The organism is Pectobacterium aroidearum, from assembly GCF_015689195.1.
Taxonomy (GTDB): domain Bacteria; phylum Pseudomonadota; class Gammaproteobacteria; order Enterobacterales; family Enterobacteriaceae; genus Pectobacterium; species Pectobacterium aroidearum.
In genome coordinates this window covers 2927246-2952990 of the sequence record NZ_CP065044.1, presented here as the reverse complement: position 1 = coordinate 2952990, position 25745 = coordinate 2927246, and the positions used below count along the sequence as shown (strand labels likewise).

The window sequence follows — 25745 nt, the reverse complement described above, 5'->3', positions numbered from 1 at the left end:
AGAATTAAGGAGTGAGAGTATGAGCGATCATGAAGCAGGGCATAAATTTTTAGCTCGATTGGGGAAAAAACGTCTGCGTCCCGGCGGCAGGAAAGCAACCGAGTGGCTGCTCAGTCAGGCTGGGTTCCGGCAGGACAGCGTCGTGCTGGAAGTTGCCTGCAATATGGGCACTACGGCGATGGAGATCGCTCGTCGTTTTGGCTGCCAGGTCATCGGTGCGGATATGGATAAAGCCGCGCTAGAGAAGGCGCAGGAAAATGTCGCGGCGAACGGTCTGGCTTCGCAGGTCACGATTATGCAGGCGAATGCGCTGGAACTGCCGTTTCCCGATAATCACTTTGACGTGGTGATTAACGAAGCCATGCTGACGATGTATGCCGACAAGGCCAAAAGCCGGATTATTGCTGAATATTATCGCGTGCTGAAACCGGGTGGCCGCCTGATTACTCACGATATTATGCTGCTCTCCGAGAAAGATACCGGGGCATTGCAGGCGGTGGAACAGATGCATAAAGCGATCAACGTACATGCTCAGCCGATGCTGCGTGAGCGCTGGGTGACGCTGTTTCAGGAGTGTGGTTTTAGCAAGGTTAGCTACGATAACGGTGCAATGACGCTGCTGACGCCACAAGGGCTGATTTATGATGAAGGTTTGGCTGGCGCGGCGCGCATCGTAAAAAATGCGCTGAAGAAAGAAAACCGTGGCATGTTCTTCAACATGTTTCATACCTTCCGCCGCAATCGCAACCAGCTTAACTATATTGCGGTATGCAGCACGAAGTAGCGTTCATATTCATTTTGATTGCATTGCGATAACAAGGAAAAAGCGTGTAAGGCGGGCGAAATCGTTTAACATATGTGACAGGACGTTATCTTAACTGCGCTTTTTCATTGCGCTGGATCCCTTGTTACGGTGAACAATGCAGCCATTATCGCCGGGTGATATCCCGCTAAAGCACGCGACGCAGTTGCCTCACTACAGCCAGCTAAAACAACAGCAGTACAGACGCGATCGTCGGAGTCTGGTACTGCTGTTGGCGTTTCTCGCGCTTACGCTGGTCGTCAGTTTGTGTGCCGGAGAACGCTGGATTTGGCCGACGGCCTGGCTGGATGAGGCTCAGCAACTCTTTGTCTGGCAGTTGCGTTTGCCCAGAACGCTGGCCGTGATGCTGGTGGGGGCCAGTCTGGCAATGTCGGGCACCGTGATGCAGGCCGTCTTTGATAATCCATTGGCGGAGCCGGGGCTGCTGGGTGTGGCGAACGGCGCAGGCGTGGCCTTAGTGCTGACGGTGCTGCTGGGGCAGGGACTGTTGCCCGTCTGGACGTTAAGTCTGAGCGCGATAGCTGGCGCGCTGCTGATTACCTTTCTGTTACTTCATTTTGCCCGTCGTCATATTTCCAATACCCGTCTATTACTTATCGGCATTGCGCTCGGCATTATCTGTAGTGCGGTGATGACCTGGGCCGTCTATTTCAGTACCAGTCTCGATTTACGCCAACTAATGTACTGGATGATGGGCGGCTTCAGCGGCATTGACTGGCGGCACGGCTGGCTGATGTTGGCGCTCTTGCCGCTACTGCTGTGGTTAAGCCGTCAGGGGACGGTGCTGAACGGGTTGACGCTCGGCGAGATTCAGGCGCGTCAGTTGGGCATTCCGGTCTATCGCTGGCGCACGATGCTCGTGCTGGTCATGGGCGTACAGGTCGGATTGAGCGTAGCGCTGGCTGGCATCATCGCGTTTATTGGCTTGGTGATCCCGCATATGTTGCGGCTGTGCGGGTTGACCGATCAGCGCTATTTATTGAGCGGCTGTGCGTTGGCTGGCGGCGGGGTTCTGCTGCTGGCGGATACGGTCGCGCGCGTTGCGCTGAGTGCAGCCGAGTTGCCGATAGGCGTGGTTACCGCTACGCTGGGATCGCCATGGTTTATCTGGCTGTTATTACGTAATCGGTTGTAGCGATATGTCTTGTTTTATCCATTCTTATTGATCATTAAAGGGAGCAAAACGATGAGCACTGAAATCTACGCTATTCCACTGACTACTATCGACGGGAAAGCGACAACGTTTGAGGCGTTTAAAGGGCAGGTTGCTTTAGTCGTCAACGTCGCCTCTCAATGCGGCCTGACGAAGCAATACGACGCGCTGGAAAAACTCTATGAAACCTATCGTGACAAAGGCTTGGTCGTGCTGGGATTCCCCTCCAATGAATTTGCCGGGCAGGAACCGGGCTCGGAAGCAGAGATCCAGGCGTTCTGCCGTGGGACATTTGGCGTTCAGTTCCCGATGTTCAGCAAGATTGAAGTGAATGGCGAGAATCGTCATCCGCTGTACCAGTTGTTAATTCGTGAACAGCCAGAAGCCAACGGAACCTGGAAAAGTGACTTTTTTGCGCGTTTGGTCAATAAGGGACGTAAGCCTAAGAACCCGGAAGACATTCTGTGGAATTTCGAAAAATTCCTGGTGGATCGCGAAGGGCGTGTGATTGATCGCTTTGCGCCGGATATGGCACCTGACCATGACACTATCGTGAAAGCGATCGACGATGCGCTGGCAAAATAATTGACGCAACAGACTTCTCCGGTATTGGAGCTGCGGCAGGCTGGTGCCTCGCCGCGTTTGTCACCGACGACGGCGGAGTGTCGTCGTGGCGCACTGCTGCATATCATTGGCCCGAACGGCGCCGGAAAGAGCACATTGCTGGCAAGGGCAGCGGGGTTGCTGGCGGGAGAAGGCGAAGTCTTGCTGGCTGGCACGTCGCTGTCGCAGTATACGGCGGCAGATTTGGCCATACGGCGTGCCTATCTGGCACAGCAGCAACCGCCGCTGGCGCTGATGCCGGTATTCCAATACTGGCAACTGCATCAACCGCCTCTGGCTCAGGAATACGCGGTTGAAAAAGTAGTGCATCTTCTGGCGGAACGCCTGATGTTAACCGACAAGTTGGCGCGTCCGCTTACGCAACTGTCGGGGGGCGAGTGGCAGCGCGTTCGGCTGGCGGCGGTGCTGTTGCAGATTTGGCCGACCCTCAATCCGCACGCGCGTCTGTTGCTGCTGGATGAACCGACCAATAGCCTTGATGTGGCGCAGCAGGTGGCGCTGGATGCGTTACTGAGTGAACTCTGCCGTTCTGGCATCACGGTTGTGGTTTGCGCACACGACCTGAACCACAGTGCCCACCATGCGGATCGCGTATGGCTATTGTCGGCAGGTGCTCTGGTGGCACAGGGCGAAACGGCCGAGGTCATGCGGCCGGAGGTGCTGTCCCCGGTATTCGGTGTCGCGTTTCAGCGGCACGTGGTCGATGGCAAAAACTGGATCATCACTCGCAGTGCCTGATGCCGAGAGAAAATCTGCGTCGTTAGAAAATAGGAAAAATCGCCTTTACTTGCCAGTCACCCCGATTAAACGCTAAATTAATCCAATACCTAGCATTTTCAAACGCCAGAGGTCTATGGCCTGGGCGGTTTTATGGTAATCGCGATGATACGTTTACGACACGCTTTGATTCTCGCCAGCCTGATTTTGGTCGGCTGTAGCAGTAGCCGACATAATAATCCGCCGCCGAACGCGCGTCTGAGCGATTCGATCATGGTGATGGTGCAGCTAAACGATCAACTGGGACAATGGTACAGAACGCCTTATCGTTATGGCGGGCTGGATCGTAACGGTGTCGATTGTTCCGGCTTTGTCTACCTGACGTTCCGCGATAAATTTGGCATGCAGCTGCCGCGCACCACCGAAGAACAAACCGAATTGGGCGAGCGCATTGATCGCGAGAATCTGTTACCGGGCGATTTGGTTTTTTTCAAAACCGGCAGCGGCAGCAGCGGGTTGCACGTCGGCATTTATGACAAAGACGACCAGTTTATTCATGCCTCCACCAGTCAGGGCGTAATCCGTTCGTCGTTGGATAACGTGTACTGGAAACGGGCTTACTGGCAGGCCCGCCGCATCTGATTTCCCCCCTTTTATTTAGCGTACTTACAGCACGGAGCTGCTCATGTCCTCTCTGCGTTTATTGATCTCTGACTCTTACGATCCCTGGTTTAATCTGGCCGTTGAGGAATGCATCTTTCGCCAGATGCCCACTACGCAGCGGGTGTTGTTTTTGTGGCGTAATGCGGAAACTGTGGTCATTGGTCGTGCCCAAAACCCGTGGAAAGAGTGCAATACGCGGCGGATGGAAGAGGATGGCATCAAGCTGGCACGACGCAGCAGCGGCGGCGGGGCGGTTTTTCACGATCTCGGGAATACCTGCTTTACCTTTATGGCGGGCAAACCGGAGTACGATAAAAGCGTCTCAACGCAGATCGTTCTGGATGCACTCAGTGCTCTTGGGTTAAAAGCCAGCGCGTCAGGCCGCAACGATCTGGTGGTGGAAACCACAGACGGCGTGCGCAAGGTGTCCGGTTCCGCCTATCGCGAAACGAAAGATCGCGGCTTTCATCACGGCACGCTGCTGCTGAACGCAGACCTCAATCGTTTAGCTGATTACTTGAACCCAGACATTAAAAAACTACAGGCAAAAGGGATTACGTCTGTGCGTTCTCGCGTTGCCAATCTGGTGGAGTTGCTGCCTTCTGTCGATCATCAGGTGATCTGTCAGGCGGTGACGCAGGCCTTCTTCGATTATTTCGGCGAACAGTGCGAACCGGAAATTATCTCGCCTTCTGCTTACCCCGATTTACCGGGGTTCAGCGAACAGTTTGCGCGTCAAAGTAGCTGGGAATGGAATTTCGGTCAGGCGCCGGACTTCTCGCATTTACTTGATAACCGATTTACCTGGGGCGGGATTGAATTGCATTTTGATGTGGAACGCGGCGTGATTGTCCGCGCGCAGGTTTATACCGATAGCCTGAACCCTGCGCCGTTAGAAGCACTCGCTTGCGCATTACAGGGAACGGCATATCGCCCGGAAAATATGGCGGCAACGTGTCAGGCATTGATTACCGCTTTCCCTGAACAGCAAAACGAATTGCAGGAACTGGCTGAGTGGCTGGAGCAGAGTTTGCGTTAAAACGTGAAATTCGCTGCTAAATGAGTCCTGTTGCATGGCAGACAGACGCTTTTCGTGCGTTATGCGAATAAGCGCTGTAGATTCATCTATAATAATAACGTAATGTGATTATTATTAATCTCCATGTAGTACAGGATCATGCGCATCCACCTTGCTGTTGACTACACCAGTGACTACGTTTTCTGGCCGATATTCAGGTTGGATGGAACGTTGCTGGCAGTCGAAATGATAAGCCATTTTAATGGTCTTTCGGGCAAGCTGAGCATGCCTGCCGATATTCTTCTCATGCAATTAAATCCACGCCAGAAGCATGATTTGGTTCATGAACAGCTGCTTTTTATCAAAGAAAAATCAGCATGGTTTATCGATAACCACATTCAATTGGTGCTGAAGGTGGGGCGTGAAATAGCAGAAATTTTAATCAATTCTGAAGTGCTGCGCGGCGAAATCAAACGTCTCGACTTTGTCCTGTTGGAAATTAATGAGTTTTTCCCGCAGCTCTCGCAGGGAAAAGAAAACGCCATGTTGCTGAATCTGAGTCAGGCCTTTCCTTTATGGCTGGATAATTTTGGTTCTGGAAAGACAACGCTTAAGCCTTTGTATGATGGCCTGGTACAAGGTGTAAAATTGGATCGCCAGTTCATTGGGCAACTTTTATCGCGTCCGGCAAATACGTTGATGATGGAGCCGCTGCTGCGGACGATTAAAAACAGCTATTCAGGCATCAGCATTGTCGCCAAGGAGATCAACACCGTGGCGGTTCTGAACACAATGAGACTACTGGACATTGATGCCGTTCAGGGGCAAATGTGGCCTGCCGTACATTTTGACGAACTTGAGCCACACACGGCGCTTATTGGCTAATTCAATCGGTCTAACTACTTTTCGGACGTGAGGGTTTTTTGGATCTCGCTTGTGAAGCGAATACCCTTATGTTTCCTCCGTGTTAATTTCATTATCATCCCTCTACACTTTCTGCATACCCGTTAGTCGATGTGTGGTGAGCGTGTGGCTCTCTTCACCTGAACAGGGTGGTATTAGGGAGACAGAATGCAGCAGACACCGTTATTCAAAAATCACTATTTTCACCAACTGCCGGAGTTCTATACCGCGCTACAGCCCAAACCGCTACATGGCGCTCGCTTGCTTTACCATAGCGAGGGGTTAGCCGCCGAACTCGGTTTGTCTTCTGACTGGTTTACGCCAGAACAGGATGCTGTTTGGAGCGGCGAGCGTTTGTTGCCGGGAATGGAGCCGCTGGCGCAGGTGTATAGCGGCCATCAGTTTGGCATGTGGGCCGGCCAATTGGGTGACGGGCGCGGCATCCTGCTGGGAGAACAACAGCTGGCAGATGGTCGCAGCATGGACTGGCACCTGAAAGGCGCAGGGCTGACGCCGTATTCGCGCATGGGGGACGGTCGTGCCGTGCTGCGCTCGGTGATACGCGAATTTCTGGCCTCGGAAGCGATGCACCATCTGGGGATCCCCACTACGCGGGCGTTGACGATTGTCACCAGCACGCATCCGGTACAGCGTGAGCAGGAAGAAAAGGGCGCCATGCTGATGCGCGTGGCGGAAAGCCATGTGCGGTTCGGCCATTTTGAGCACTTCTACTATCGCCGTGAGCCGGAAAAGGTGCGTCAACTGGTGGAGTATGTCATTGCCCGCCATTGGCCGCAGTGGGAAAACGACGAGCGTCGCTATGAGCTGTGGTTCGGCGATGTGGTAGAACGCACCGCCCGTCTGATTACGCACTGGCAGGCGGTGGGGTTTTCACACGGCGTGATGAATACGGATAATATGTCGATTCTGGGGCTGACCATCGACTACGGTCCTTATGGCTTTTTAGATGCCTATCAACCCAACTTTATTTGTAACCACTCCGATCATCGCGGGCGCTATGCGTTTGATAATCAGCCTGCGGTGGGGCTATGGAATCTACATCGTCTGGCGCAGGCGCTGTCGGGGTTGATGGATACCGACACGCTGGAGCGCGCGCTTGCCCGTTATGAACCGGCGTTGATGCAGCATTATGGCATGCTGATGCGCGCCAAGTTGGGCTTGTTTACCGCGAGCGCGGAAGATAATGACGTACTGGTCGGGCTGTTACGTCTGATGCAGCAGGAAGGCAGCGACTACACCCGCACGTTCCGTTTGCTGGCAGACAGTGAAAAGCAGGCATCGCACTCGCCGCTCCGTGATGAATTCATCGATAGGGCTGCGTTCGATAGCTGGTTTGCGACTTATCGCCAGAGGCTGATGCAGGAAGAGCAAGGTGATGAAGAGCGACGTCGGTTGATGAATACGACGAACCCGAAATTTATTCTGCGTAATTATCTGGCGCAAATGGCGATTGAACGGGCTGAAAACGATGACATCAGCGTACTGGCACGTCTGCATCAAGCTTTGTGTCAGCCGTTTGACGAACAGCCGGATAAGAACGATCTGGCGGCGTTACCACCAGAGTGGGGCAAACATCTGGAGATTTCCTGCTCCAGCTGAGCCGGAGCAGGGGGATGGCTATTGCCGCAGGTAAACCTGAGGAAGGGGATAGTCAGGGTGTGAACCGACGCTGAGATCGGCGCGATACCAGTGGGTCAACGTCTCCGCCTGCAGCACCTGGGCGGGCGTACCCTGTGCGACCAGTTTTCCTTCGTGTAACAACAGAATGCGATCGGCATACAGTGCCGCCAGATTCAGATCGTGCAGGACGCAGCATACGGCTAACGGCTGTTCACGCGTGAGCAGCTTGAGTAGCCGCAAGAGATGCTGCTGATGGTACAGATCCAGCGCCGACGTGGGTTCATCTAGAAACAACCAGCCTGGCGTCGGTTCTGGATGCCACAGCTGCGCCAGCACGCGAGCGAGCTGTACACGCTGCTGCTCCCCGCCGGACAGGTGGCGATAGTCGCGCGCAGCCAGTTCCAGACAGCCCGTTTGCGCCATGACCTGCTGAATGACGTCATCGTTTTTCGGATAGCGCCCATGCGGGGAACGCCCCATCGCGACGACATCCCGCACGCTAAACGCAAACGCCATGCCGCTATGCTGGCGCATCACCGCGCGTGTTTTTGCCAGTGCGCCGGGCTGCCAGTGTGAAAATGGCTGTCCGGCTAACAAGCACTCGCCGTCATCGGGCGTCAAATAACCGGTCAACAAACGGAGCAGGGTCGACTTTCCCGCGCCGTTGGGGCCGATAATTGCGACGATTTCCCCACAGTGCAGTTCCAGAGAAACATCATCCGTCAGATAGCGACCGTTGGTCTGAAAGCGTAGATGGCGCGCGACTAACGTCTGGTCAAACGCGGAGTCAGTCATTGCCACGTCCTTTATGCTGAACGATCAGCCATAAGAAATACGGCCCGCCAATCAGGCTGCTTAACAGCCCAACGGGCATTTCTGCTGGCGCAAGCAGCGTGCGTGCCAGCGTATCGGCAAACAGAAGCAGACAGGCACCGCCGAGAATAGAACCGGGAAGGAGCCAGCGATGATCGGCACCCAGATGCAAACGTATCAAATGTGGAATGATAAGCCCGACAAACCCGATCACACCGCTCACCGCCACTGCGACACCTACCAACAGCGAGCTGAGCAACAGCAGAATATGCTTGGTACGCCTCACGTTGACACCGAGGTAGTGCGCTTCTTCATCCCCGAGTTGAAGCAGGTTCAAACGGCGTGCGTAGTACAGCGTCACGATCATGGCGGGGATAGTCAGCGTACTGGCAACCAGCAACATCGGCCACTGGGCCTGTCCGAGACTGCCCATGCCCCAGAGTGAAAACTGGCGCAACTGTTGGTCGGTGCTGATGTAGGTCAGGACACCGATCAGCGCGATACACAGCGCATTGAGCGCGATGCCTGCCAACAGCAGTCGCGTTAATCCACCTTGTTCGGAACGGCTGAGGATGAAAATGATGGCAGTAACCGCCAGACTTCCCGCAAAGGCGGCAAACATCGGGCTGTAAAGTGCCAGCAGTGGGGGAAGGCCAAGCGGTAGTACGATAGTCAGCGCCACGCAGAGTGCGGCACCGCTGCTGATGCCAAGCAGGCCGGGATCGGCAAGCGGATTACGAAATAATCCCTGCATAATTGCGCCAGAACAGGCCAGCGCGCCGCCGACGAGTATCGCCAGCAGTACGCGAGGAACGCGGATATTCAACCAGATATGCCAGATCGGATCGTCAAGCGGCGTTTGCCATAACATTTTGAGCGAGAGGCTCAGTGCGCCCATGTTGGCGGCACCGACCATCAGTGCCACCATCAGTAACAGCAGTGCGAGCAACCACGTGCGCGGGTGAAACCGTGACGTCATTTTATCGCTTCGGCTGTCTGACGCAGCGTTGCCATTAGCGCTGGGGTATCGAGCGTAAAGCCGAGCATTGCCATGTCATCGACGACGAGCAGGCGTTTGTGCTTGCCAGCAGGCGTCAGTTCCAGACCGGGTAATTTCCAGACTTGCGCTTCACCACCCAATATTTTCAGCCCCTGACTGGAGATCAGAATCAGGTCCGGCGCACTGGCAACCACACCTTCCTGCGACAGCGGCTGGTAACGCTCAACGTTTTGCATGGCATTCTTTAATCCCGCGCTGCGGATAATCGTGTCCGCCGGGGTATTTTTGCCTGCTGCCAGCGCGGTCATGCCGCCGTGGCTGAGAACGAACAGCACATTCACCGGCAGCGGGGCGTTTTTTACTGCCGCCAGTTGCTGTTGATAGGTTTCCGCCAGCTTTTTACCTTCCGTCTCTTTCCCCAGCGCCTGTGCGATGACGCCGATTTTTTGCGGCACAACATCCAACGAAGGCTGAGCAGGAACGTGAACGACTTTGGTACCGCTGCTGGCAACCTGCTGCAGAATGAGAGACGGCTGAGACAGATCGCTGGCGACAACCAGAGACGGTTTCATTGCCAGAATGCCTTCGGTGTTGAGCTGGCGCATATAGCCGACATCAGGCAGCTTCTTCACCGCTTCCGGGTGCAGGCTGGTGCTGTCTCGCGCAACCAGATCTTTCTCTGCGCCCAGTGCATAAATGATTTCCGTGACGTCACCGCCGATAGACACGATACGTTCGGCAGCAGACACCCCCAGCGGGAGTGTCAATAGCAGGGGGAATAGCCAGTTTTTCATGCAGCGAGATCCTTATGCGGTTTCAGGGCATCGATTTGGTTACGCCATTGCTGTTGTTCCGGTGTTCCTTCGGTACGTTGCCCGAAGAGTTGTGCAATTTGAGAGCCGTCTGCGGCATAGAGTTCGAGGCTGGTCACGACACCATCGACCGTCGGTTTACGCGTCACCCAGCTTTCAGCAATCGCGCCTTCGATCAGATGCAGAGTAAAATCTTTATTAAAGATGTTAATCCATTCCGCGTGTTGTTCCATACGTTCTACGCGCTCGAGTGTGCCGGTGAAAATTTGTACACAGCCACGGTTGCCGACAAATACCATGATTTCGTTCTGATCTTCACGTGCGGCAAACAGGATCTGTGACAGCGCATCGTTGTCTACCCGGTAGGCCAAATCGTCAGCGACCGAGTTAAACGCCTGCTGGCGCGTCAGGTTATAGCGCTTGAGCAGGATGAAGAAATCATGCACATCCTTCATTGCACGCCAGTCTGTTTCAAACTGAGGGTTATGGGCGATGGTCTGTTCGGCCGCCGTGCCATTGCCTGCCGGACGAAGTGCCAACGCAGGGTTTTCGCTGCTGGTGAATTTCTCAACGAATAGCTGCCAGGCGGCCATGTCCGTGGTGTCGGTCGTGTAGACCTTCAGAATCGCATCGCCCTGATGATCGAAGAATTGAATGCTTTGACGCTCTCCGCGCGCGGTGTTTTCACGCAGCGCAAAGGCTGAAGCCCATTGAGAGAGGAACAAACGCAGATCCAATCCGCGCGGGTTGAGGATAAGGCCAGCATGTCCATCCAGCGTCTGGTTTTGATAATAGCCAGTATGCTCATGCACGGCGTACTCGTTGCGCGTGATCGACTTGGTATTACCAACCTGCTCCAGCGCGCTTAACCAGACTTTAGCATCACCCTGTAGGCGTTGTGCATCATGTCCGACACGGGCGTGAGTCAGTTCCGCTTCGCTGATGCCGAGTAGCGCAGCCAGATCGCGAGCATATTTACGCGGATGTTCAACTTTAGCCTGGAGGTATTGTTGGTAAATAGACGTCTGCATCTCGTTCGTTCCCTTAATCGTTGTCGTATTGATTATAGCAATGAATGAGAATCATTTTCATGTAACAAAAACGCAACCTCAAGTGAAGTTTTCTTAATAAGTGGAATAAGAGAAATCGTAAGAGGAATTTACGTGCTGCGAAAGTGTGGGAGAGGCGGCGGGAAAAGAGGAAACGGCTGGCACACGACCGGAGAAGGTGAGTGTGCCAGCGCGTATCAGATTAGAAACGGCTGTCGACGGCGTCTGCCAGACGAGCCAGCAGCGTTTCGGTGTCCTGCCAGCTCAGACAAGGATCGGTAATGGATTGCCCATACGTCAATGCCAGAGGATTGATAGCAGGCTGGTTGCCTTCAATTAAGAAACTTTCCGCCATGATGCCCGCGATGGCGCGTGAGCCCGCACGAATTTGCTGGCAGATGTCATCGGCTACGTCGAGTTGGCGACGGTGCTGTTTCTGACAGTTGGCATGACTGAAATCGATCACCAGATGCTCGGGCAGCGAGAATTCACGCAGATGAGCGCAGGCGGCAGCAATGTCTTCCGCGTGGTAATTCGGTGTTTTCCCGCCGCGCATAATAATATGACCAAACGGATTGCCCTGCGTTTTGTAGACCGACATGAAGCCCTGCTTATCCGGCGAAAGGAACATATGCTGGGCACGGGCGGCACGAATGGCATCGACGGCGATGCGCGTGTTGCCGTCTGTGCCGTTCTTGAAGCCGACGGGGCAGGACAGCGCCGAGGCCATTTCCCGATGAATCTGGCTTTCAGTGGTTCTTGCGCCAATCGCACCCCAGCTAATCAGGTCGGCAATATACTGGCCGGTGACCATATCGAGGAATTCCGTCGCGGTCGGCAATCCGAGTTGATTGACGTCCAACAGCAGGCGGCGTGCAATCTCCAGCCCTTCGTTTACCTGGAAGGTGCCGTTGAGTGCCGGATCGGAAATGAGTCCCTTCCAGCCGACGACCGTGCGCGGTTTTTCAAAATAGGTGCGCATGACGACTTCTAACCGATCCTGATACTGCGTGCGCAGCGCAGCAAGACGGCGTGCATAATCTAACGCACTGTCGGTGTCATGGATCGAACATGGGCCAATCACGACGAGAAGACGTGGATCGTGACCGGTTAGGATGGCTTCAATTTTCTTGCGTGACGAGGTGACATTTTCGGCAACGGCAGGGGTGATCGGGAGTCTGGCGAGTAACGTTTGGGGTGTAACCAGACTCTCGATGCGCGCGCTCCGCAGTTCATCTGTTTGTAGCATGTTTTGTCTCTGAATACGGTCAAGTCGAAAACCTGTCATCACCGAAAAAACATGGACATCCCGGTGTTTTCAGACAAGGTTTCCAACTAAAAGGTTGCTTCGCAGCGGCGAAATGCCGGGAAGTGATGGAGCACACAATAAACGAAATGGCGCACATTACAACCGCATTAGGACAAAAAAATCTATCATGTACTAGTACATTCTTCGACTCATACCAAGAATGTCGATGATTTTGGCGGAAATTTCCTCAACGGAATAATTGGTCGTATTGAGATATTTAATCTGGTGTTTGCGAAATAGCGCTTCAACTTCGCTGAGCTCCATGCGGCACTGGCGTAGTGACGCATAGCGACTGTTTCCCCGGCGTTCTTCCCGAATGGCCGCCAGCCGTTCTGCATCAATGGTGAGTCCGAAGAGCTTGTGCTGGAAGGGCTTCAACGCATCCGGCAGGCGCAGGTTGTCCATATCATCAGCAATAAAAGGGTAGTTGGCGGCACGAATACCGAATTGCATCGCCAGATAAAGGCTGGTCGGCGTCTTGCCGCAGCGTGACACTCCCAGCAAAATCACCTGCGCTTGATCGAGATTGCGCAGTGAAATACCGTCATCGTGTGCCAGCGTGTAGTCGATGGCAGCGATACGGGCGTCGTATTTGCTCAGATTATTGGCCGTCAAGCCATGAGTGCGGTTAGCAACTGGCGTAGGCGGCGTGTTCAATTCTTCCTGTAAGGGTGCAACCAGCGCCTGTACGATGTCCTGGCAAAATCCTTCGCTACTAATAATAATGTTACGCACGGTCGGCGTGACAATGGAGTAAAACACCAGCGGACGCACACCGGTTTGCTGATATAACGTATTGATTTGTTCACACACGGCTTTAGCGCGCGCTTCACTTTCAACGAAAGGTAAGGTATAGCTAACCGTGTTCACGGGGAACTGGGACAACACCGCATGACCCAGTACTTCTGCCGTAATGGCCGTACCGTCCGAGACATAAAATACGCTTCTTTCCACATAACCCCCTTGTGATATTTCCGACAGCTCGAACACGTTAACCTCGTCAAAAATTGTGTTTTACGAATACTTTTATTAAAACACCATTTCATTATCTTTATGATAAAGAATGCTAATCTTCTACGATATTGGATTTTTACCGTGTTAGGCAATCATTCGCCGTGAAATCAGTTTTTTTTCATAGGTTGATCGATTCACCTGTCCATGTTCATCAAAACGCTATGCTAACCTGATTGCGTTGAGGCGATTCTCAACCGAACTCTTTCATACCCTAATTGTATGCAGAAAGGATTATTTTCGATGTCCAATAACGGCCCTGATTTGCGTAATGTCCTTTGGTATAACCAGCTCGGTATGCACGACGTTGAAAGGGTGGGGGGCAAAAATGCCTCTCTGGGTGAAATGATCACCAACCTTTCAGGATTGGGCGTAGCCGTTCCCAACGGCTTTGCGACAACGGCGCAGGCGTTTAATGATTTTCTTAATCAAAGCGGGATTAACCAGCGCATTTATGAGCTGCTCGATCTCACCGACATTGACGACCTGAATCAACTGGCCAGCGCGGGTACGCAGATTCGCCAGTGGATTATTGATACGCCATTCCAGCCAGAGCTGGAGAAGGCGATAAGCGACGCCTATCAGCAACTGGCCGATGGCGAGAAAGACGCCTCGTTTGCTGTGCGTTCTTCCGCCACCGCAGAAGATATGCCGGATGCGTCTTTTGCCGGCCAACAGGAAACTTTCCTGAATGTGCAGGGTATTGATGCTGTGATGGTCGCGGTGAAGCACGTGTTTGCGTCGTTGTTTAACGATCGTGCGATCTCCTACCGTGTGCATCAGGGCTACGACCATCGCGGTGTGGCGCTGTCGGCGGGCGTGCAGCGCATGGTGCGTTCCGATCTGGCTTCCGCGGGCGTGATGTTTACCATTGATACCGAATCCGGTTTTGATCAGGTGGTGTTTATCACGTCGGCTTACGGTTTGGGTGAAATGGTGGTGCAGGGCGCGGTGAACCCGGACGAGTTCTATGTCCACAAGCCGACCTTGCAGAACAACAAACCTGCGATTGTGCGCCGTAACATGGGATCGAAAAAAATCCGTATGGTATATGCCGCGAGCCAGGAACATGGCAAGCAGGTACGGATTGAAGATGTGCCGGCAGAACAAACGACGCGTTTCAGCCTGACGGATGATGAAGTGCAGGCGCTGGCGCGTCAGGCACTGCTGATTGAAAAACATTACGGCCGCCCGATGGACATCGAGTGGGCGAAAGATGGTCACACCGGTAAGCTCTACATCGTGCAGGCGCGCCCGGAAACGGTGCGTTCCAACGGTCAGGTGATGGAGCGTTACCACCTGCCAGCCAGCGGCACGGTGCTGGTGGAAGGCCGTGCGATCGGTCACCGCATCGGTGCGGGTGAAGTCAAAGTGATTCAGGACATCAGCGAGATGCACCTGATCAACGCAGGCGATGTACTGGTTACCGACATGACCGACCCGGACTGGGAACCGATCATGAAGAAGGCGGCAGCGATTGTGACCAATCGCGGCGGACGTACCTGCCATGCGGCGATTATCGCGCGTGAGCTGGGCATTCCAGCCGTTGTGGGCTGCGGCGATGCGACTGAGCGTTTGCGCAAAGGGCAAAAAGTCACCGTTTCCTGTGCGGAAGGCGACACGGGCTATGTGTATCAGGATCTGCTGGATTTCTCTGTGAAGAGTTCACAGATTGATGAAATGCCAGCTCTGCCGCTGAAAATCATGATGAACGTTGGCAACCCTGACCGCGCGTTTGATTTTGCCTGCCTGCCAAACGATGGCGTCGGTCTGGCGCGTCTGGAATTCATCATCAACCGCATGATTGGCGTGCACCCGCGTGCGTTGCTGGAATTTGACCAGCAAACCCCTGAGCTGCAACGTGAGATCAAGACGCTGATGCAGGGCTTCGACGATCCGATCGAGTTCTACGTCGGTCGTCTGACGGAAGGGATCGCGACGCTGGCAGCCGCATTCTCGCCGAAGCGCGTTATTGTCCGCCTGTCCGATTTTAAATCCAACGAGTACGCCAATCTGGTCGGTGGCGAGCGTTATGAGCCGGAAGAAGAGAACCCGATGCTGGGCTTCCGCGGTGCGGGTCGTTACGTGTCGCCGGACTTCAAAGCCTGTTTTGCGCTGGAATGTGAAGCGGTTAAACGCGTGCGTAATGTGATGGGTCTGAAGAACGTGGAAATCATGATCCCGTTTGTTCGTACCGTGGCGCAAGCGGAAGCGGTGATTGCAGAACTGGCGAATCAGGGGCTGCGTCGTGGCGAAGATGGCCTGAAAATCATCATGATGTGCGAGATTCCGTCCAACGCGCTGCTGGCTGACGAATTCCTGCAACACTTTGATGGTTTCTCCATCGGCTCAAATGACATGACGCAGCTGGCGCTGGGTCTGGATCGTGACTCCGGCGTGGTATCGTCGCTGTTTGATGAGCGTAACGATGCGGTGAAAGCGCTGCTGTCGATGGCGATCAAGGCCGCTAAGAAGCAGGGTAAATACGTCGGTATTTGCGGACAGGGTCCGTCAGATCACGAAGATTTCGCCCTCTGGCTGATGGAACAAGGCATCGATAGCCTGTCGCTCAACCCAGATACCGTGGTGCAAACCTGGCTGAATCTGGCTGAGCACAAGTAATTAGTTCGGTGAATGTCTGATATATAATCATCAGGCAACTGAAACAGTATTCACAGAATGAAAACGGTGGTAATGGAATAGAAGAGTAAAGCGTTTGCGCCATGGATGGCGCAATCCGAGCGTACAGGGATGTATTCACAGCGTCTTTACGATCTATCCATTACCACCGCTCGACCGCCGCTGATCGCAAGTCGTGCTGAAAATCACGGTGCCGCAATCAGGAAGGATTTAAACTGTGGCGTCATTACCGCGCTAAAACCCTTATCCGTTTTGGTAATCAGATAAACCGCTAGCCCCTGTTGTTCTGCCAGCTTCAACGCCTTCTCTGTTCCCAACACCATCAAACCGGTATCCCAACCATCGGCTTCTAGTGCTGTCGGCGCAATCACGGTCGCAGAAACCAGTTGATGAGTAATCGGTCTGCCCGTCTCGGGATCGATAACGTGAGAATAACGTTTGTTGTCCTGTTCAAAATAATTCCGATAGCTGCCGGAGGTGCTGATTGCATAGCCCTGCAAATTCACCGCTGCCTGTGCCGCGTTTTCCTGGTCGGTTGGCTTCTGAATCGCCACGCGCCACGGCGTTCCTTCTGCATTTACGCCACGGCTGGAAATGGCGCCGCCGACGGAAACCAGATAATTGGTGATCCCTTTACGCGCCATTAACTGTGCGAGAACATCTGCGCCATATCCTTCGCCCAGCGTGGAGAGATCGACATACAAATCCGGGAGATCTTTCTGAATCCATTCTCCTTTTTCGTCGCCGATCAGTTTCAGGTGACGCAACCCAACGTTTTGCCGTGCGACATCGATCTGCTGCTGGCTGGGAATACGCGTAGGCTGTTTTTGCGGGCCGAACCCCCAGAGGTTAACCAACGGGCCGACGGTGATATCCATCGCGCCGTGAGTGGCTTTACCGATACGCAGCGCAGCCAGAATGATATCCGCCATGCCGTTGCTGATGGGCTGTGGATCCGTTCCCCGATACTGATTGAAACGCGACAGCACGGAATCGTCACGGTAGGTGGAAATGTCGTTATTGGCCTGCTCCAGCAGGGCATCGATTTCTCGTTGCAACTGCGTTTTGTCTTCGGTGATGTCGCCGCTAATTTTTACGCTGTAAAACGTCCCCATCGTTTTACCTTCAATGGTCAACAAGGGGCGCTGTGCCGTTGGTGCTGGATTATCGCAGGCGGTCAGAAGACTGAATAAGCCACAGAGTAGTAATCTCTTCGCGGCGAGAGGCGTCATGAAAAACTCCTGAAAAACTGAACTGAGAGTAGGCAGACAGGAGAGTAACAAAAAAGGAATGACGCGTAATTGAATGGAAGAGAAATGAGAGGAAAAAAAAAGGCCCATCTCAGGGGATGGGCAAAGACTACACACAGCAATTCGTTACTAACTCTGACGAGGAGGAAACCTCATTGACATACAGTAGGTTAATACTAGCTCCGGTATTAATCCTATGGATTATGCGCTATTCAGTCATTAAGAATCATCCTAATAGTTAATTATCTTTTAAGGTTTGGTTTCTCGGGATTTTGATATTGTCAATAATATTGATGCATTAGAGAAATGATATCAAAATTTTTAGGACTAATCCCCAAGAATAGAGGGTTAATCATTAGCTATTTTTACCTATTGAAAAAGTAAGGGAATAAATCGATACGAAGCAATAATGCTGAGAATGAGCAATACGTGGGCGGCACACCACCCACGGGGAGGAGAAACGGTGTTTACCGTCTTTATTCTTTGTTGGGTTTGCTGGACGTATTAACGGAGAGGATGTTTTGCGGTTCGGGGATTTCACGCATCCAGGCAAAGAGCAGGCGATAGGAAACGGCGAGGACGACCGGACCAATAAATAAGCCAATCATGCCAAAAGCCAGCAATCCGCCAATGACGCCGGAAAGAATCAGCAGCATAGGAAGATCGGCACCCATCCTGATTAATACCGGGCGGATAATGTTATCGATTGTTCCAACGACGCAACTCCAGACCAGCAGGATGGTGCCCCAGGTGTTATCACCCGTCCAATACAGCCAGATAATGGCAGGAATGAGTACCGGCAGCGGCCCCAACTGCGCCAGACAGCACAGAAACATCAGTACGGTTAATAGTGTGGTATAGGGAATCCCGGACAGTCCCAGACCGATTCCGCCTAACACCGATTGCACGATGGCCGTTACCACTACGCCCAGCGCAACGGCTCGAATTGACTGCGCCGCCAGAATCACGGCGGCATCGCCGCGCTCCTGTCCCAGCCGGATAGCGAAATGCCGCACGGCTTTCGCAACGGCTTCTCCCTTGTAATACAGCAGGGCGCTGAAGATCAGCATCAGAGAGCAGTGCATCAGAAAACGCCCGACATGGGCGGCCTGTGCAACCAGCCAGGTTGCGGTTTTACCAAAATAGGGCTGCACTTTGGCAAATAGGCCGCTGCCGCCGCTTTGTAACAGCGCCTGCCAGCTGTTGAACAATTTCTCTCCGACTAAAGGAATTGACGTCAGCCATTCCAGCGTGGGCGGCGAAAAGTTTTCCTGCCGGGCTCCCCAACTCATTAACGCCGAGCTGTTATCCACCACGCTACTGACCAGCACGCCAATGGGGACAATAAACAGCAGAATGAGCAGCAGCGTCATAACGATGACGGCCAGAGAACGCCGACCCCACAATAACGCCTGAAATTTAATCAGCATCGGCCAGGTGGCAATGACCACCATACACGCCCAGGCAAATCCCAGAATAAAAGGCTGTACCACCCAAAAGCAGGCAATAATCATGATGGTAATAAACGCCAGACTGAACAGGATTCTGGCCAGATCAAATCGTGGTGGCTGAGAATATTTGCTCAACGAATCATTCCTCAATAACAAAAGAAAAGGCTGAAGGCGAGGTAGCTTGGGTGACAACCTATTGTCACCCGTCATCATGAGATATTTCCGGGGGTTTTGACAGCCTGTTGAACATTTTGTTGGTGAAACGGCCATTAGCCAACACGCTGTATGTTTTTGCCGATCCGGGAGCGCACACGATTGCGAAATGTGATAAAACGTGATGTCCCCGATGAAAGGGCGGCTATATACAAATGCTAGTCACTTAAGCATGGCTTTAGGGGAAGCACTGTGATGAGGTTCCCGCAGGGATGCCCCACACCGTGGTAGCCCCGGTATCTCTATCCTTAAGCGATCAAGATTAGGCTATATACCGCGCTTCACAGGCATATCACGACATATTGGCAAACACATCATGTACGGACAGGGTCAAAAAATAATGATCCCACAGATCACGCAATCTCCCGGGCTGGTTCAGCCGGTGCTTAATTTTTTGGAAGCATTGAAGAAAAATGGATTCACGGGCGATACGGCGACCAATTATGCCGATCGTCTGACAATGGCAACGGATAACAGCATCTATCAACTTTTGCCGGATGCGGTGGTTTTCCCCCGTTCAACCGCTGATGTCGCGATCTTATCCCGCCTGGCGGGGGAAGCACGTTTTTCAGAGCTGACCTTTACTCCACGCGGAGGCGGTACGGGAACGAACGGGCAGGCGCTGAATCGCGGTATCGTGGTCGATATGTCGCGTTATATGAACCGCATTCTGGAAATTAACCCTGAGCAGGGGTGGGTGCGTGTCGAAGCGGGCGTCATTAAAGATCAGCTTAACCAATATCTGAAGCCTTATGGCTATTTCTTTGCGCCTGAGCTGTCAACCAGTAACCGGGCGACGCTGGGCGGCATGATCAATACCGATGCCTCGGGGCAAGGCTCGCTGGTGTACGGCAAAACCTCAGACCATGTGCTGGGGCTGCGTGCGGTACTGTTAGGCGGCGAAATGCTGGATACGCAGGCGATGCCAGTGGAGCTGGCAGAGAAACTGGCGTTAGAAGATTCACCTATCGGTCGTATTTACCATACGGTGTTGCACCGCTGTCGCGAACAGCGCGAGTTGATCATCGATAAATTCCCCAAGCTGAATCGTTTTCTGACGGGTTACGACCTGCGCCATGTGTTCAGCGACGATCTCCGCACTTTTGACCTGACGCGTATTCTGACTGGCGCCGAAGGTACGCTGGCGTTTATCACCGAAGCGAAACTCGATATCACGCCGTTGCCAAAGATTCGCCGTCTGGTGAATATCAAGTATGACTCCTTTAATTCAGCGCTGCGCAATGCGCCGTTCATGGTAGAGGCGAAGGCGCTGTCAGTTGAAACCGTGGACTCTAAGGTATTAAACCTTGCCCGCGAGGATATCGTCTGGCACTCCGTTAGCGAGCTGATTACCGATGTGCCTAATCAGGAAATGCTCGGCCTGAATATCGTTGAGTTCGCGGGTGATGATGACACGCTGATTAACGGACAGGTCGACGCGCTATGTCAGGGGCTGGATACGCTGCTGGCGAGCGGAGAAGGCGGGGTGATTGGCTATCAAACCTGTAACGACCTGGCCGGAATCGAACGTATTTATGCCATGCGGAAAAAAGCCGTAGGGCTGCTGGGCAACAGCAAAGGGCAGGCGAAGCCGATTCCGTTCGCGGAAGATACCTGCGTGCCGCCACAGCATCTGGCGGATTATATCGAAGAATTCCGCGCGCTGTTGGACAGCCATAATTTGACGTACGGGATGTTCGGCCACGTGGACGCCGGCGTGCTGCACGTGCGCCCGGCGCTGGATATGTGCGACCCGCAACAGGAAATGCTGATGAAACAGCTTTCCGACCAGATTGTCGCGCTGACGGCTAAATATGGCGGCCTGCTGTGGGGGGAACACGGCAAAGGCTTCCGCGCCGAATACAGTCCTGAATTCTTTGGGCCGGAGCTGTATGCCGAACTGCGCCGCATCAAGGCGGCGTTCGACCCTGATAATCGCCTGAATCCCGGTAAAATTTGTGCGCCGTTGGATGTCGATGCGCCGATGATGAAAGTCGATGCGGTCAAGCGTGGCACGTTCGATCGCACGATCCCGCTGACGGTGCGCACAGCGTTCCGTGGCGCGATGGAGTGTAACGGTAACGGGCTGTGCTTTAACTTTGATGCCCGTAGCCCAATGTGCCCGTCGATGAAAATCAGCGGCAACCGCATTCATTCACCGAAAGGCCGTGCCACGCTGGTGCGCGAATGGTTACGCTTGCTGGCGGAGCAGGGCGTCGATCCGGTGGCGCTGGAGAAGGCATTGCCGCAGCAGAAGCTGAGCCTGCGCGCATTTATCCAGAAAACGCGCAATACCTGGCAGGCGAAGCAGGGGGATTACGATTTCTCCCACGAAGTCAAAGACGCGATGTCGGGCTGTCTGGCGTGTAAAGCCTGTTCAACGCAGTGCCCTATCAAGATCGATGTGCCTGGCTTCCGTTCCCGCTTCCTACAGCTTTACCACACGCGCTATCTGCGTCCGGTTCGTGACTATCTGGTTGCTGGTGTCGAAAGCTATGCGCCGCTGATGGCACGTAGCCCGAAGACGTTTAACTTCTTCCTGAAAATGCCGCTGCTGAATAACCTGAGCCGCAGCCAGATCGGCATGGTTGATTTACCCTTGCTGTCATCGCCGTCGTTGCGCCAGCAGTTTGCCGGGCATAGCGGCGTCAACACCACGCTGGAACAACTGGAGCAGTTGCCGGAAGCGGCGCGCCAGCAATACGTGCTCATCGTGCAGGATCCGTTTACCAGCTATTACGATGCGCAGGTGGTGGCAGATTTCGTCCATCTGATTGAAAAGCTGAAGCTGAAACCGGTGCTGCTGCCGTTCTCGCCAAACGGGAAGGCGCAACACATTAAAGGCTTCCTGCAACGCTTTGCCAAAACGGCCTCGAAGACGGCAGATTTCCTGAACCGTGTCGCGAAACTGGGGATGCCGATGGTGGGCGTCGATCCGGCGTTGGTGCTGTGCTATCGCGACGAATATCGTGAAATTCTGGGTGAGAAACGTGGTGATTTTCAGGTGCAACTGGTGCATGAATGGCTGGTGACGGCACTGGCAGATAGCTCGCCGCAGCCTGCCACTGGCGAATCCTGGTATCTGCTGGGGCACTGTACGGAAACCACGGCGTTGCCGATTAGCACGAAACAGTGGGCCGATATCTTCTCGCGCTTTGGTGCCAAATTGGAGAATATCAGCGTCGGATGCTGCGGCATGGCGGGAACCTACGGTCATGAAACCAAAAACCTCGCTAATTCGCAGGGCATTTATGCGCTATCCTGGCAACAGGTGTTGCAGAAGTTACCTCAGAAACGCTGCCTGACCACGGGCTATTCATGCCGCAGTCAGGTGAAACGCATGGAAGGCAGCGCATTGCGCCATCCGCTACAGGCCCTGCTGGAGATTATCTGATGTTATGGAAACGACAGGTTACGCTTGAGCAACTGAATCAACAAAGCCAGACGTGCATGGTTGGTCATGTCGGTATTCATTATACCCATATCGCGGATGATTCTCTGGAAGCGGTGATGCCAGTGGATGCTCGCACACGCCAGCCGTTTGGCTTATTGCATGGCGGCGCGTCCGTTGTGCTGGCGGAATCGCTGGGTTCCGTCGCGGGCTATCTGTGTTCTGAGGGCGATCAGCAGGTGGTGGGCCTTGAAATCAATGCCAACCATCTGCGAGCCGTGCGTGAAGGTGAAGTGCGGGGCGTGTGTCGTGCGCTTCACGTTGGCCGCCGTAGCCAGGTGTGGCAGATTGAGATTTTTGATAATCAGAATCGCCTATGCTGCATTTCACGTCTGACAACATCCGTTATTACGCCGTAAACATGAAGCGCTGAACCAGACTGCTGGCCGGTCTGGTTCTGTTTTTCTGGAATGGCATTATTTTGAAAAGACAGTGTTCGTCAGGGCAGAAAAGGCACGCGCTTAACGAAATCGGTCTGAAACGCGGTGGCTTTGTCCCATGAACCTTGCATGCTTAACTGATGGCAAATCGACTTCAGCGTGTTACGGGCAAAGTAGTAGCTTTGCACGCGAAAGAGATGGCAACGCCCTTCATTATTAATCTCTTTAATCAACCGATTATGCAACTTGACCAGCGCATGTAGATAGCTGTCGTCATCGCCGTTTCTCAGACAGAGTTCAACCATATCCATGCAGGCGTTATGATAGCGACGTAAATGGTCAATATTGCTTCCAGGCCGGTTCAGGCGAGCTTCCGCCATGTAAAAATCAACGGTGGCATCGCGAATCTGAAATTTATATTCGTCAATCTGGTGGTGCAGCCAGGCATTCACGGAAAGCATGGTGATCGATCCTGAACATCAAATGATAATCATTATCATATTGATAAAAAAGGCCACGATCAATGGGCAAAATGTGCTTTAACGCCAAAAAGTACGATCGGAAATCACATAAATCTTCATATACCTTCCCTGTTTTATAAATAGGTATCACCGATAAATGTTATAATAATGATAACGAGATGATAACTATTATCCGACCATAAGAGGTATGGGAAGGGAGTTTAATTCATTTATTATCAATTAGTTAGTTGGTTTTTTGCGGCGTTGTTTGGCGAGCCCGAGACGTGTAAAATAACGCTATTAGCTCGCTAAAAATCGAAATGTTACGAATAGCCCTGCGAAACAAGAGGTTGAAGCTAGTTTCATTATCACTAACATTAGGGGAAACCAGCCGAAAACTGGTACCACACGCAATGAGGTATTCCATATGCAAGCGGAAAATGTAGGGACGTTTTCACTGGATGAAAATGTCTGGCAAGGATTGACGCTGACAGAGAGCGCCGTGAAGCAGATTAAGAATCTGATGAAGCAGGATGAGGCCGTGCAAGGACTGCGGCTCAGCGTTAAACAATCAGGTTGTGCGGGGTTTGGCTACGTGCTGGATCTGGTACAGGAGTTCGAAACCGACGATCTGGTATTCGAACGTGATGGTGCAAAACTGTATGTCCCACTGAAAGCAATGCCTTTCATTGACGGCACAGAACTTGATTTCGTCCGTGAAGGGCTGAATCAGATATTCAAGTTTAATAATCCCAGAGCGCAACATGCTTGTGGATGTGGCGAAAGCTTTGGCATTTAAGTGATGAAAAATTATGGCACGTAGCACGGTAGATGTACCTGATGATGTCCAGATCTGGATGGGTGATGGACGCTATAAAGAAGGTTTCTTTACGCAATTGGAAACCGATGAGCTGGCGCGCGGCATCAATGAAGATGTCGTACGGGCGATCTCGGCGAAGCGTAATGAACCTGAGTGGATGCTGGAATTTCGCCTCAACGCCTACAAGGCGTGGCTGGAGATGGAAGAACCGCATTGGCTGAAAGCCCATTACGAGAAACTCGACTATCAGGACTATAGCTATTATTCCGCGCCTTCCTGTGGTAACTGCGACGACAGCTGCGGCTCTGAGCCCGGCGCCAAGCAGCAATCCGGGATTACGGACGTGAATAATTACCTGACCAGCGAAGTGGAGAATGCGTTTAACCAGCTGGGTGTTCCTGTCCGCGAAGGCAAGAAAGTGGCAGTTGATGCGATTTTCGACTCCGTATCCGTTGCGACCACGTATCGGCACGAACTGGCTGAAAAAGGCATTATCTTCTGTTCATTCAGCGAGGCGATTCAGGATCATCCCGATCTGGTGCGTCAGTATCTCGGAACGGTCGTACCCGCGAATGACAACTTCTTTGCGGCGCTGAACTCGGCGGTCGCTTCTGACGGCACGTTTGTATACATCCCGAAAGGTGTGCGCTGTCCGATGGAACTGTCGACGTATTTCCGCATCAACGCGGCGAAAACCGGTCAGTTCGAACGTACGATCCTGATTGCCGATGACGACAGCTACGTCAGCTACATCGAAGGTTGCTCCGCGCCCGTTCGTGACACCTACCAGCTGCACGCCGCCGTGGTAGAAGTCATCATCAACAAGAATGCCGAAGTGAAATATTCCACGGTGCAGAACTGGTTCTCTGGTAAAGATGATGCAGAAGGCGGGATTCTGAACTTCGTGACCAAGCGCGCGCTGTGTGCAGGCGAGCATTCAAAAATGTCATGGACGCAGTCGGAAACCGGCTCAGCGATCACCTGGAAATACCCGAGCGTCATTCTGCGCGGTGACTACTCCGTCGGCGAATTCTTCTCTGTTGCCCTGACCAATGGTCGTCAGCAGGCCGATACCGGCACCAAGATGATTCACATCGGTAAAAACACCCGTTCGACCATTATCTCCAAAGGGATTTCCGCCGGACGCAGTGAGAACACCTATCGTGGCTTGGTGAAGATCATGCCGAGTGCAACCAACGCCCGTAACTTCACCCAGTGTGACTCTATGCTGATCGGTAGCGAGTGCGGCGCACACACCTTCCCTTACGTGGAAGTGCGTAACAATACTGCGCAGTTGGAGCACGAAGCGACGACCTCGAAAATTGGTGAAGACCAGCTGTTCTACTGTCTGCAACGTGGAATCAGCGAAGATGACGCCATCTCGATGATCGTGAACGGATTCTGTAAGGACGTCTTCTCTGAATTGCCGCTGGAATTTGCGGTAGAAGCACAAAAGTTACTGGCGATTAGCCTGGAACATAGCGTGGGTTAATTCGGCGGTTACCGGGATTTTCACAGACGAATAATGAGAATCATCGGTCCC

At 53.2% G+C, this 25745-nt stretch carries 22 protein-coding genes and 1 other RNA gene; 13 read left to right on the top strand and 10 right to left on the bottom strand.

Annotation, left to right across the window (positions count from 1 at the left end):
* Nucleotides 1–19 precede the first annotated feature (19 nt).
* From I2D83_RS13180 to I2D83_RS13145, 8 genes are all read left to right on the top strand, one after another.
* Nucleotides 20–784, top strand: coding sequence for a class I SAM-dependent methyltransferase (locus I2D83_RS13180; protein ID WP_015840681.1), 765 nt, complete (start codon nucleotides 20–22; stop codon nucleotides 782–784).
* Between the two features lie 136 nt (nucleotides 785–920).
* A complete protein-coding gene (gene btuC / locus I2D83_RS13175; protein WP_205946672.1) occupies nucleotides 921–1958 on the top strand; it encodes a vitamin B12 ABC transporter permease BtuC in 1038 nt (345 codons plus the stop codon).
* A 51-nt stretch (nucleotides 1959–2009) separates the two neighbouring features.
* The gene (locus tag I2D83_RS13170) at nucleotides 2010–2561 is read left to right on the top strand and encodes a glutathione peroxidase (RefSeq protein WP_182100086.1); all 552 of its coding nucleotides are present in this window, start codon (nucleotides 2010–2012) and stop codon (nucleotides 2559–2561) included.
* A complete protein-coding gene (gene btuD / locus I2D83_RS13165) occupies nucleotides 2562–3338 on the top strand; it encodes a vitamin B12 ABC transporter ATP-binding protein BtuD (RefSeq protein WP_205946671.1) in 777 nt (258 codons plus the stop codon).
* A 144-nt stretch (nucleotides 3339–3482) separates the two neighbouring features.
* Nucleotides 3483–3959: an NlpC/P60 family protein gene (locus I2D83_RS13160; RefSeq protein ID WP_219607087.1), complete on the top strand. Its 477-nt coding sequence runs from the start codon at nucleotides 3483–3485 to the stop codon at nucleotides 3957–3959.
* 43 nt (nucleotides 3960–4002) lie between these two features.
* Nucleotides 4003–5019: a lipoate--protein ligase gene (locus tag I2D83_RS13155; protein WP_205946670.1), complete on the top strand. Its 1017-nt coding sequence runs from the start codon at nucleotides 4003–4005 to the stop codon at nucleotides 5017–5019.
* A gap of 138 nt (nucleotides 5020–5157) precedes the next feature.
* Nucleotides 5158–5883 carry an EAL domain-containing protein gene (locus I2D83_RS13150; RefSeq protein WP_205946669.1) on the top strand — a complete coding sequence of 242 codons (726 nt, stop codon included), beginning with the start codon at nucleotides 5158–5160 and terminating at the stop codon, nucleotides 5881–5883.
* A gap of 186 nt (nucleotides 5884–6069) precedes the next feature.
* On the top strand, nucleotides 6070–7521 hold the full coding sequence (locus tag I2D83_RS13145) for a protein adenylyltransferase SelO (protein ID WP_205946668.1): 1452 nt from the start codon (nucleotides 6070–6072) through the stop codon (nucleotides 7519–7521).
* An 18-nt stretch (nucleotides 7522–7539) separates the two neighbouring features.
* On the opposite strand, the gene I2D83_RS13140 is transcribed toward I2D83_RS13145, so the two are convergent.
* The 6 genes from I2D83_RS13140 to ppsR form a co-directional block, all read right to left on the bottom strand.
* The gene (locus I2D83_RS13140; protein WP_205946667.1) at nucleotides 7540–8337 is read right to left on the bottom strand and encodes a heme ABC transporter ATP-binding protein; all 798 of its coding nucleotides are present in this window, start codon (nucleotides 8335–8337) and stop codon (nucleotides 7540–7542) included.
* Nucleotides 8330–9334: a FecCD family ABC transporter permease gene (locus I2D83_RS13135; RefSeq protein ID WP_205946666.1), complete on the bottom strand. Its 1005-nt coding sequence runs from the start codon at nucleotides 9332–9334 to the stop codon at nucleotides 8330–8332. The genes I2D83_RS13140 and I2D83_RS13135 overlap by 8 nt, the downstream gene beginning before the upstream one ends.
* Nucleotides 9331–10149: a heme/hemin ABC transporter substrate-binding protein gene (locus tag I2D83_RS13130; RefSeq protein WP_205946665.1), complete on the bottom strand. Its 819-nt coding sequence runs from the start codon at nucleotides 10147–10149 to the stop codon at nucleotides 9331–9333. Before I2D83_RS13130 ends, I2D83_RS13135 begins: the two co-directional genes overlap by 4 nt.
* Nucleotides 10146–11198: a hemin-degrading factor gene (locus I2D83_RS13125; protein WP_181828783.1), complete on the bottom strand. Its 1053-nt coding sequence runs from the start codon at nucleotides 11196–11198 to the stop codon at nucleotides 10146–10148. The genes I2D83_RS13130 and I2D83_RS13125 overlap by 4 nt, the downstream gene beginning before the upstream one ends.
* A 220-nt stretch (nucleotides 11199–11418) precedes the next feature.
* On the bottom strand, nucleotides 11419–12465 hold the full coding sequence (locus I2D83_RS13120) for a 3-deoxy-7-phosphoheptulonate synthase (protein WP_181848507.1): 1047 nt from the start codon (nucleotides 12463–12465) through the stop codon (nucleotides 11419–11421).
* 192 nt (nucleotides 12466–12657) lie between these two features.
* Nucleotides 12658–13479, bottom strand: a complete 822-nt coding sequence (gene ppsR / locus I2D83_RS13115) for a posphoenolpyruvate synthetase regulatory kinase/phosphorylase PpsR (RefSeq protein ID WP_043881787.1) — start codon at nucleotides 13477–13479, stop codon at nucleotides 12658–12660.
* 300 nt (nucleotides 13480–13779) lie between these two features.
* Between ppsR and ppsA the strand changes: the two genes are divergently transcribed.
* Complete coding sequence (gene ppsA, locus I2D83_RS13110) at nucleotides 13780–16158, top strand: phosphoenolpyruvate synthase (protein WP_205946664.1); 2379 nt, start codon at nucleotides 13780–13782, stop codon at nucleotides 16156–16158.
* A gap of 203 nt (nucleotides 16159–16361) precedes the next feature.
* On the opposite strand, the gene apbE is transcribed toward ppsA, so the two are convergent.
* The 3 genes from apbE to ydiK all read right to left on the bottom strand — a co-directional run bounded on the left by apbE (nucleotide 16362) and on the right by ydiK (nucleotide 19012).
* The gene (apbE, locus tag I2D83_RS13105; RefSeq protein WP_205946663.1) at nucleotides 16362–17408 is read right to left on the bottom strand and encodes an FAD:protein FMN transferase ApbE; all 1047 of its coding nucleotides are present in this window, start codon (nucleotides 17406–17408) and stop codon (nucleotides 16362–16364) included.
* Nucleotides 17409–17500: 92 nt separating this feature from the next.
* Nucleotides 17501–17612: antisense sRNA RprA (gene rprA, locus I2D83_RS13100), an RNA gene on the bottom strand.
* A gap of 290 nt (nucleotides 17613–17902) precedes the next feature.
* Nucleotides 17903–19012, bottom strand: coding sequence for an AI-2E family transporter YdiK (gene ydiK, locus I2D83_RS13095; RefSeq protein WP_043881786.1), 1110 nt, complete (start codon nucleotides 19010–19012; stop codon nucleotides 17903–17905).
* A 418-nt stretch (nucleotides 19013–19430) separates the two neighbouring features.
* Here ydiK and ydiJ point away from each other — a divergent pair, with 418 nt between their 5' ends.
* Together ydiJ and menI are read left to right on the top strand one after the other, a co-directional pair.
* Nucleotides 19431–22484 carry a D-2-hydroxyglutarate dehydrogenase YdiJ gene (gene ydiJ / locus I2D83_RS13090; protein WP_205946662.1) on the top strand — a complete coding sequence of 1018 codons (3054 nt, stop codon included), beginning with the start codon at nucleotides 19431–19433 and terminating at the stop codon, nucleotides 22482–22484.
* Nucleotides 22484–22900, top strand: a complete 417-nt coding sequence (menI, locus tag I2D83_RS13085; RefSeq protein ID WP_015840663.1) for a 1,4-dihydroxy-2-naphthoyl-CoA hydrolase — start codon at nucleotides 22484–22486, stop codon at nucleotides 22898–22900. Before ydiJ ends, menI begins: the two co-directional genes overlap by 1 nt.
* Nucleotides 22901–22980: 80 nt before the next feature.
* On the opposite strand, the gene I2D83_RS13080 is transcribed toward menI, so the two are convergent.
* Nucleotides 22981–23382: a hypothetical protein gene (locus tag I2D83_RS13080; protein ID WP_015840662.1), complete on the bottom strand. Its 402-nt coding sequence runs from the start codon at nucleotides 23380–23382 to the stop codon at nucleotides 22981–22983.
* Nucleotides 23383–23809: 427 nt separating this feature from the next.
* Here I2D83_RS13080 and sufA point away from each other — a divergent pair, with 427 nt between their 5' ends.
* Nucleotides 23810–24181 (top strand): Fe-S cluster assembly scaffold SufA, encoded by a 372-nt coding sequence (sufA, locus tag I2D83_RS13075; RefSeq protein ID WP_015840661.1) that lies wholly within the window; start codon nucleotides 23810–23812, stop codon nucleotides 24179–24181.
* A gap of 13 nt (nucleotides 24182–24194) precedes the next feature.
* Entirely contained in the window at nucleotides 24195–25694 is a 1500-nt protein-coding gene (gene sufB, locus I2D83_RS13070; RefSeq protein WP_205946661.1) for a Fe-S cluster assembly protein SufB, read from the top strand.
* Nucleotides 25695–25745 lie beyond the last annotated feature (51 nt).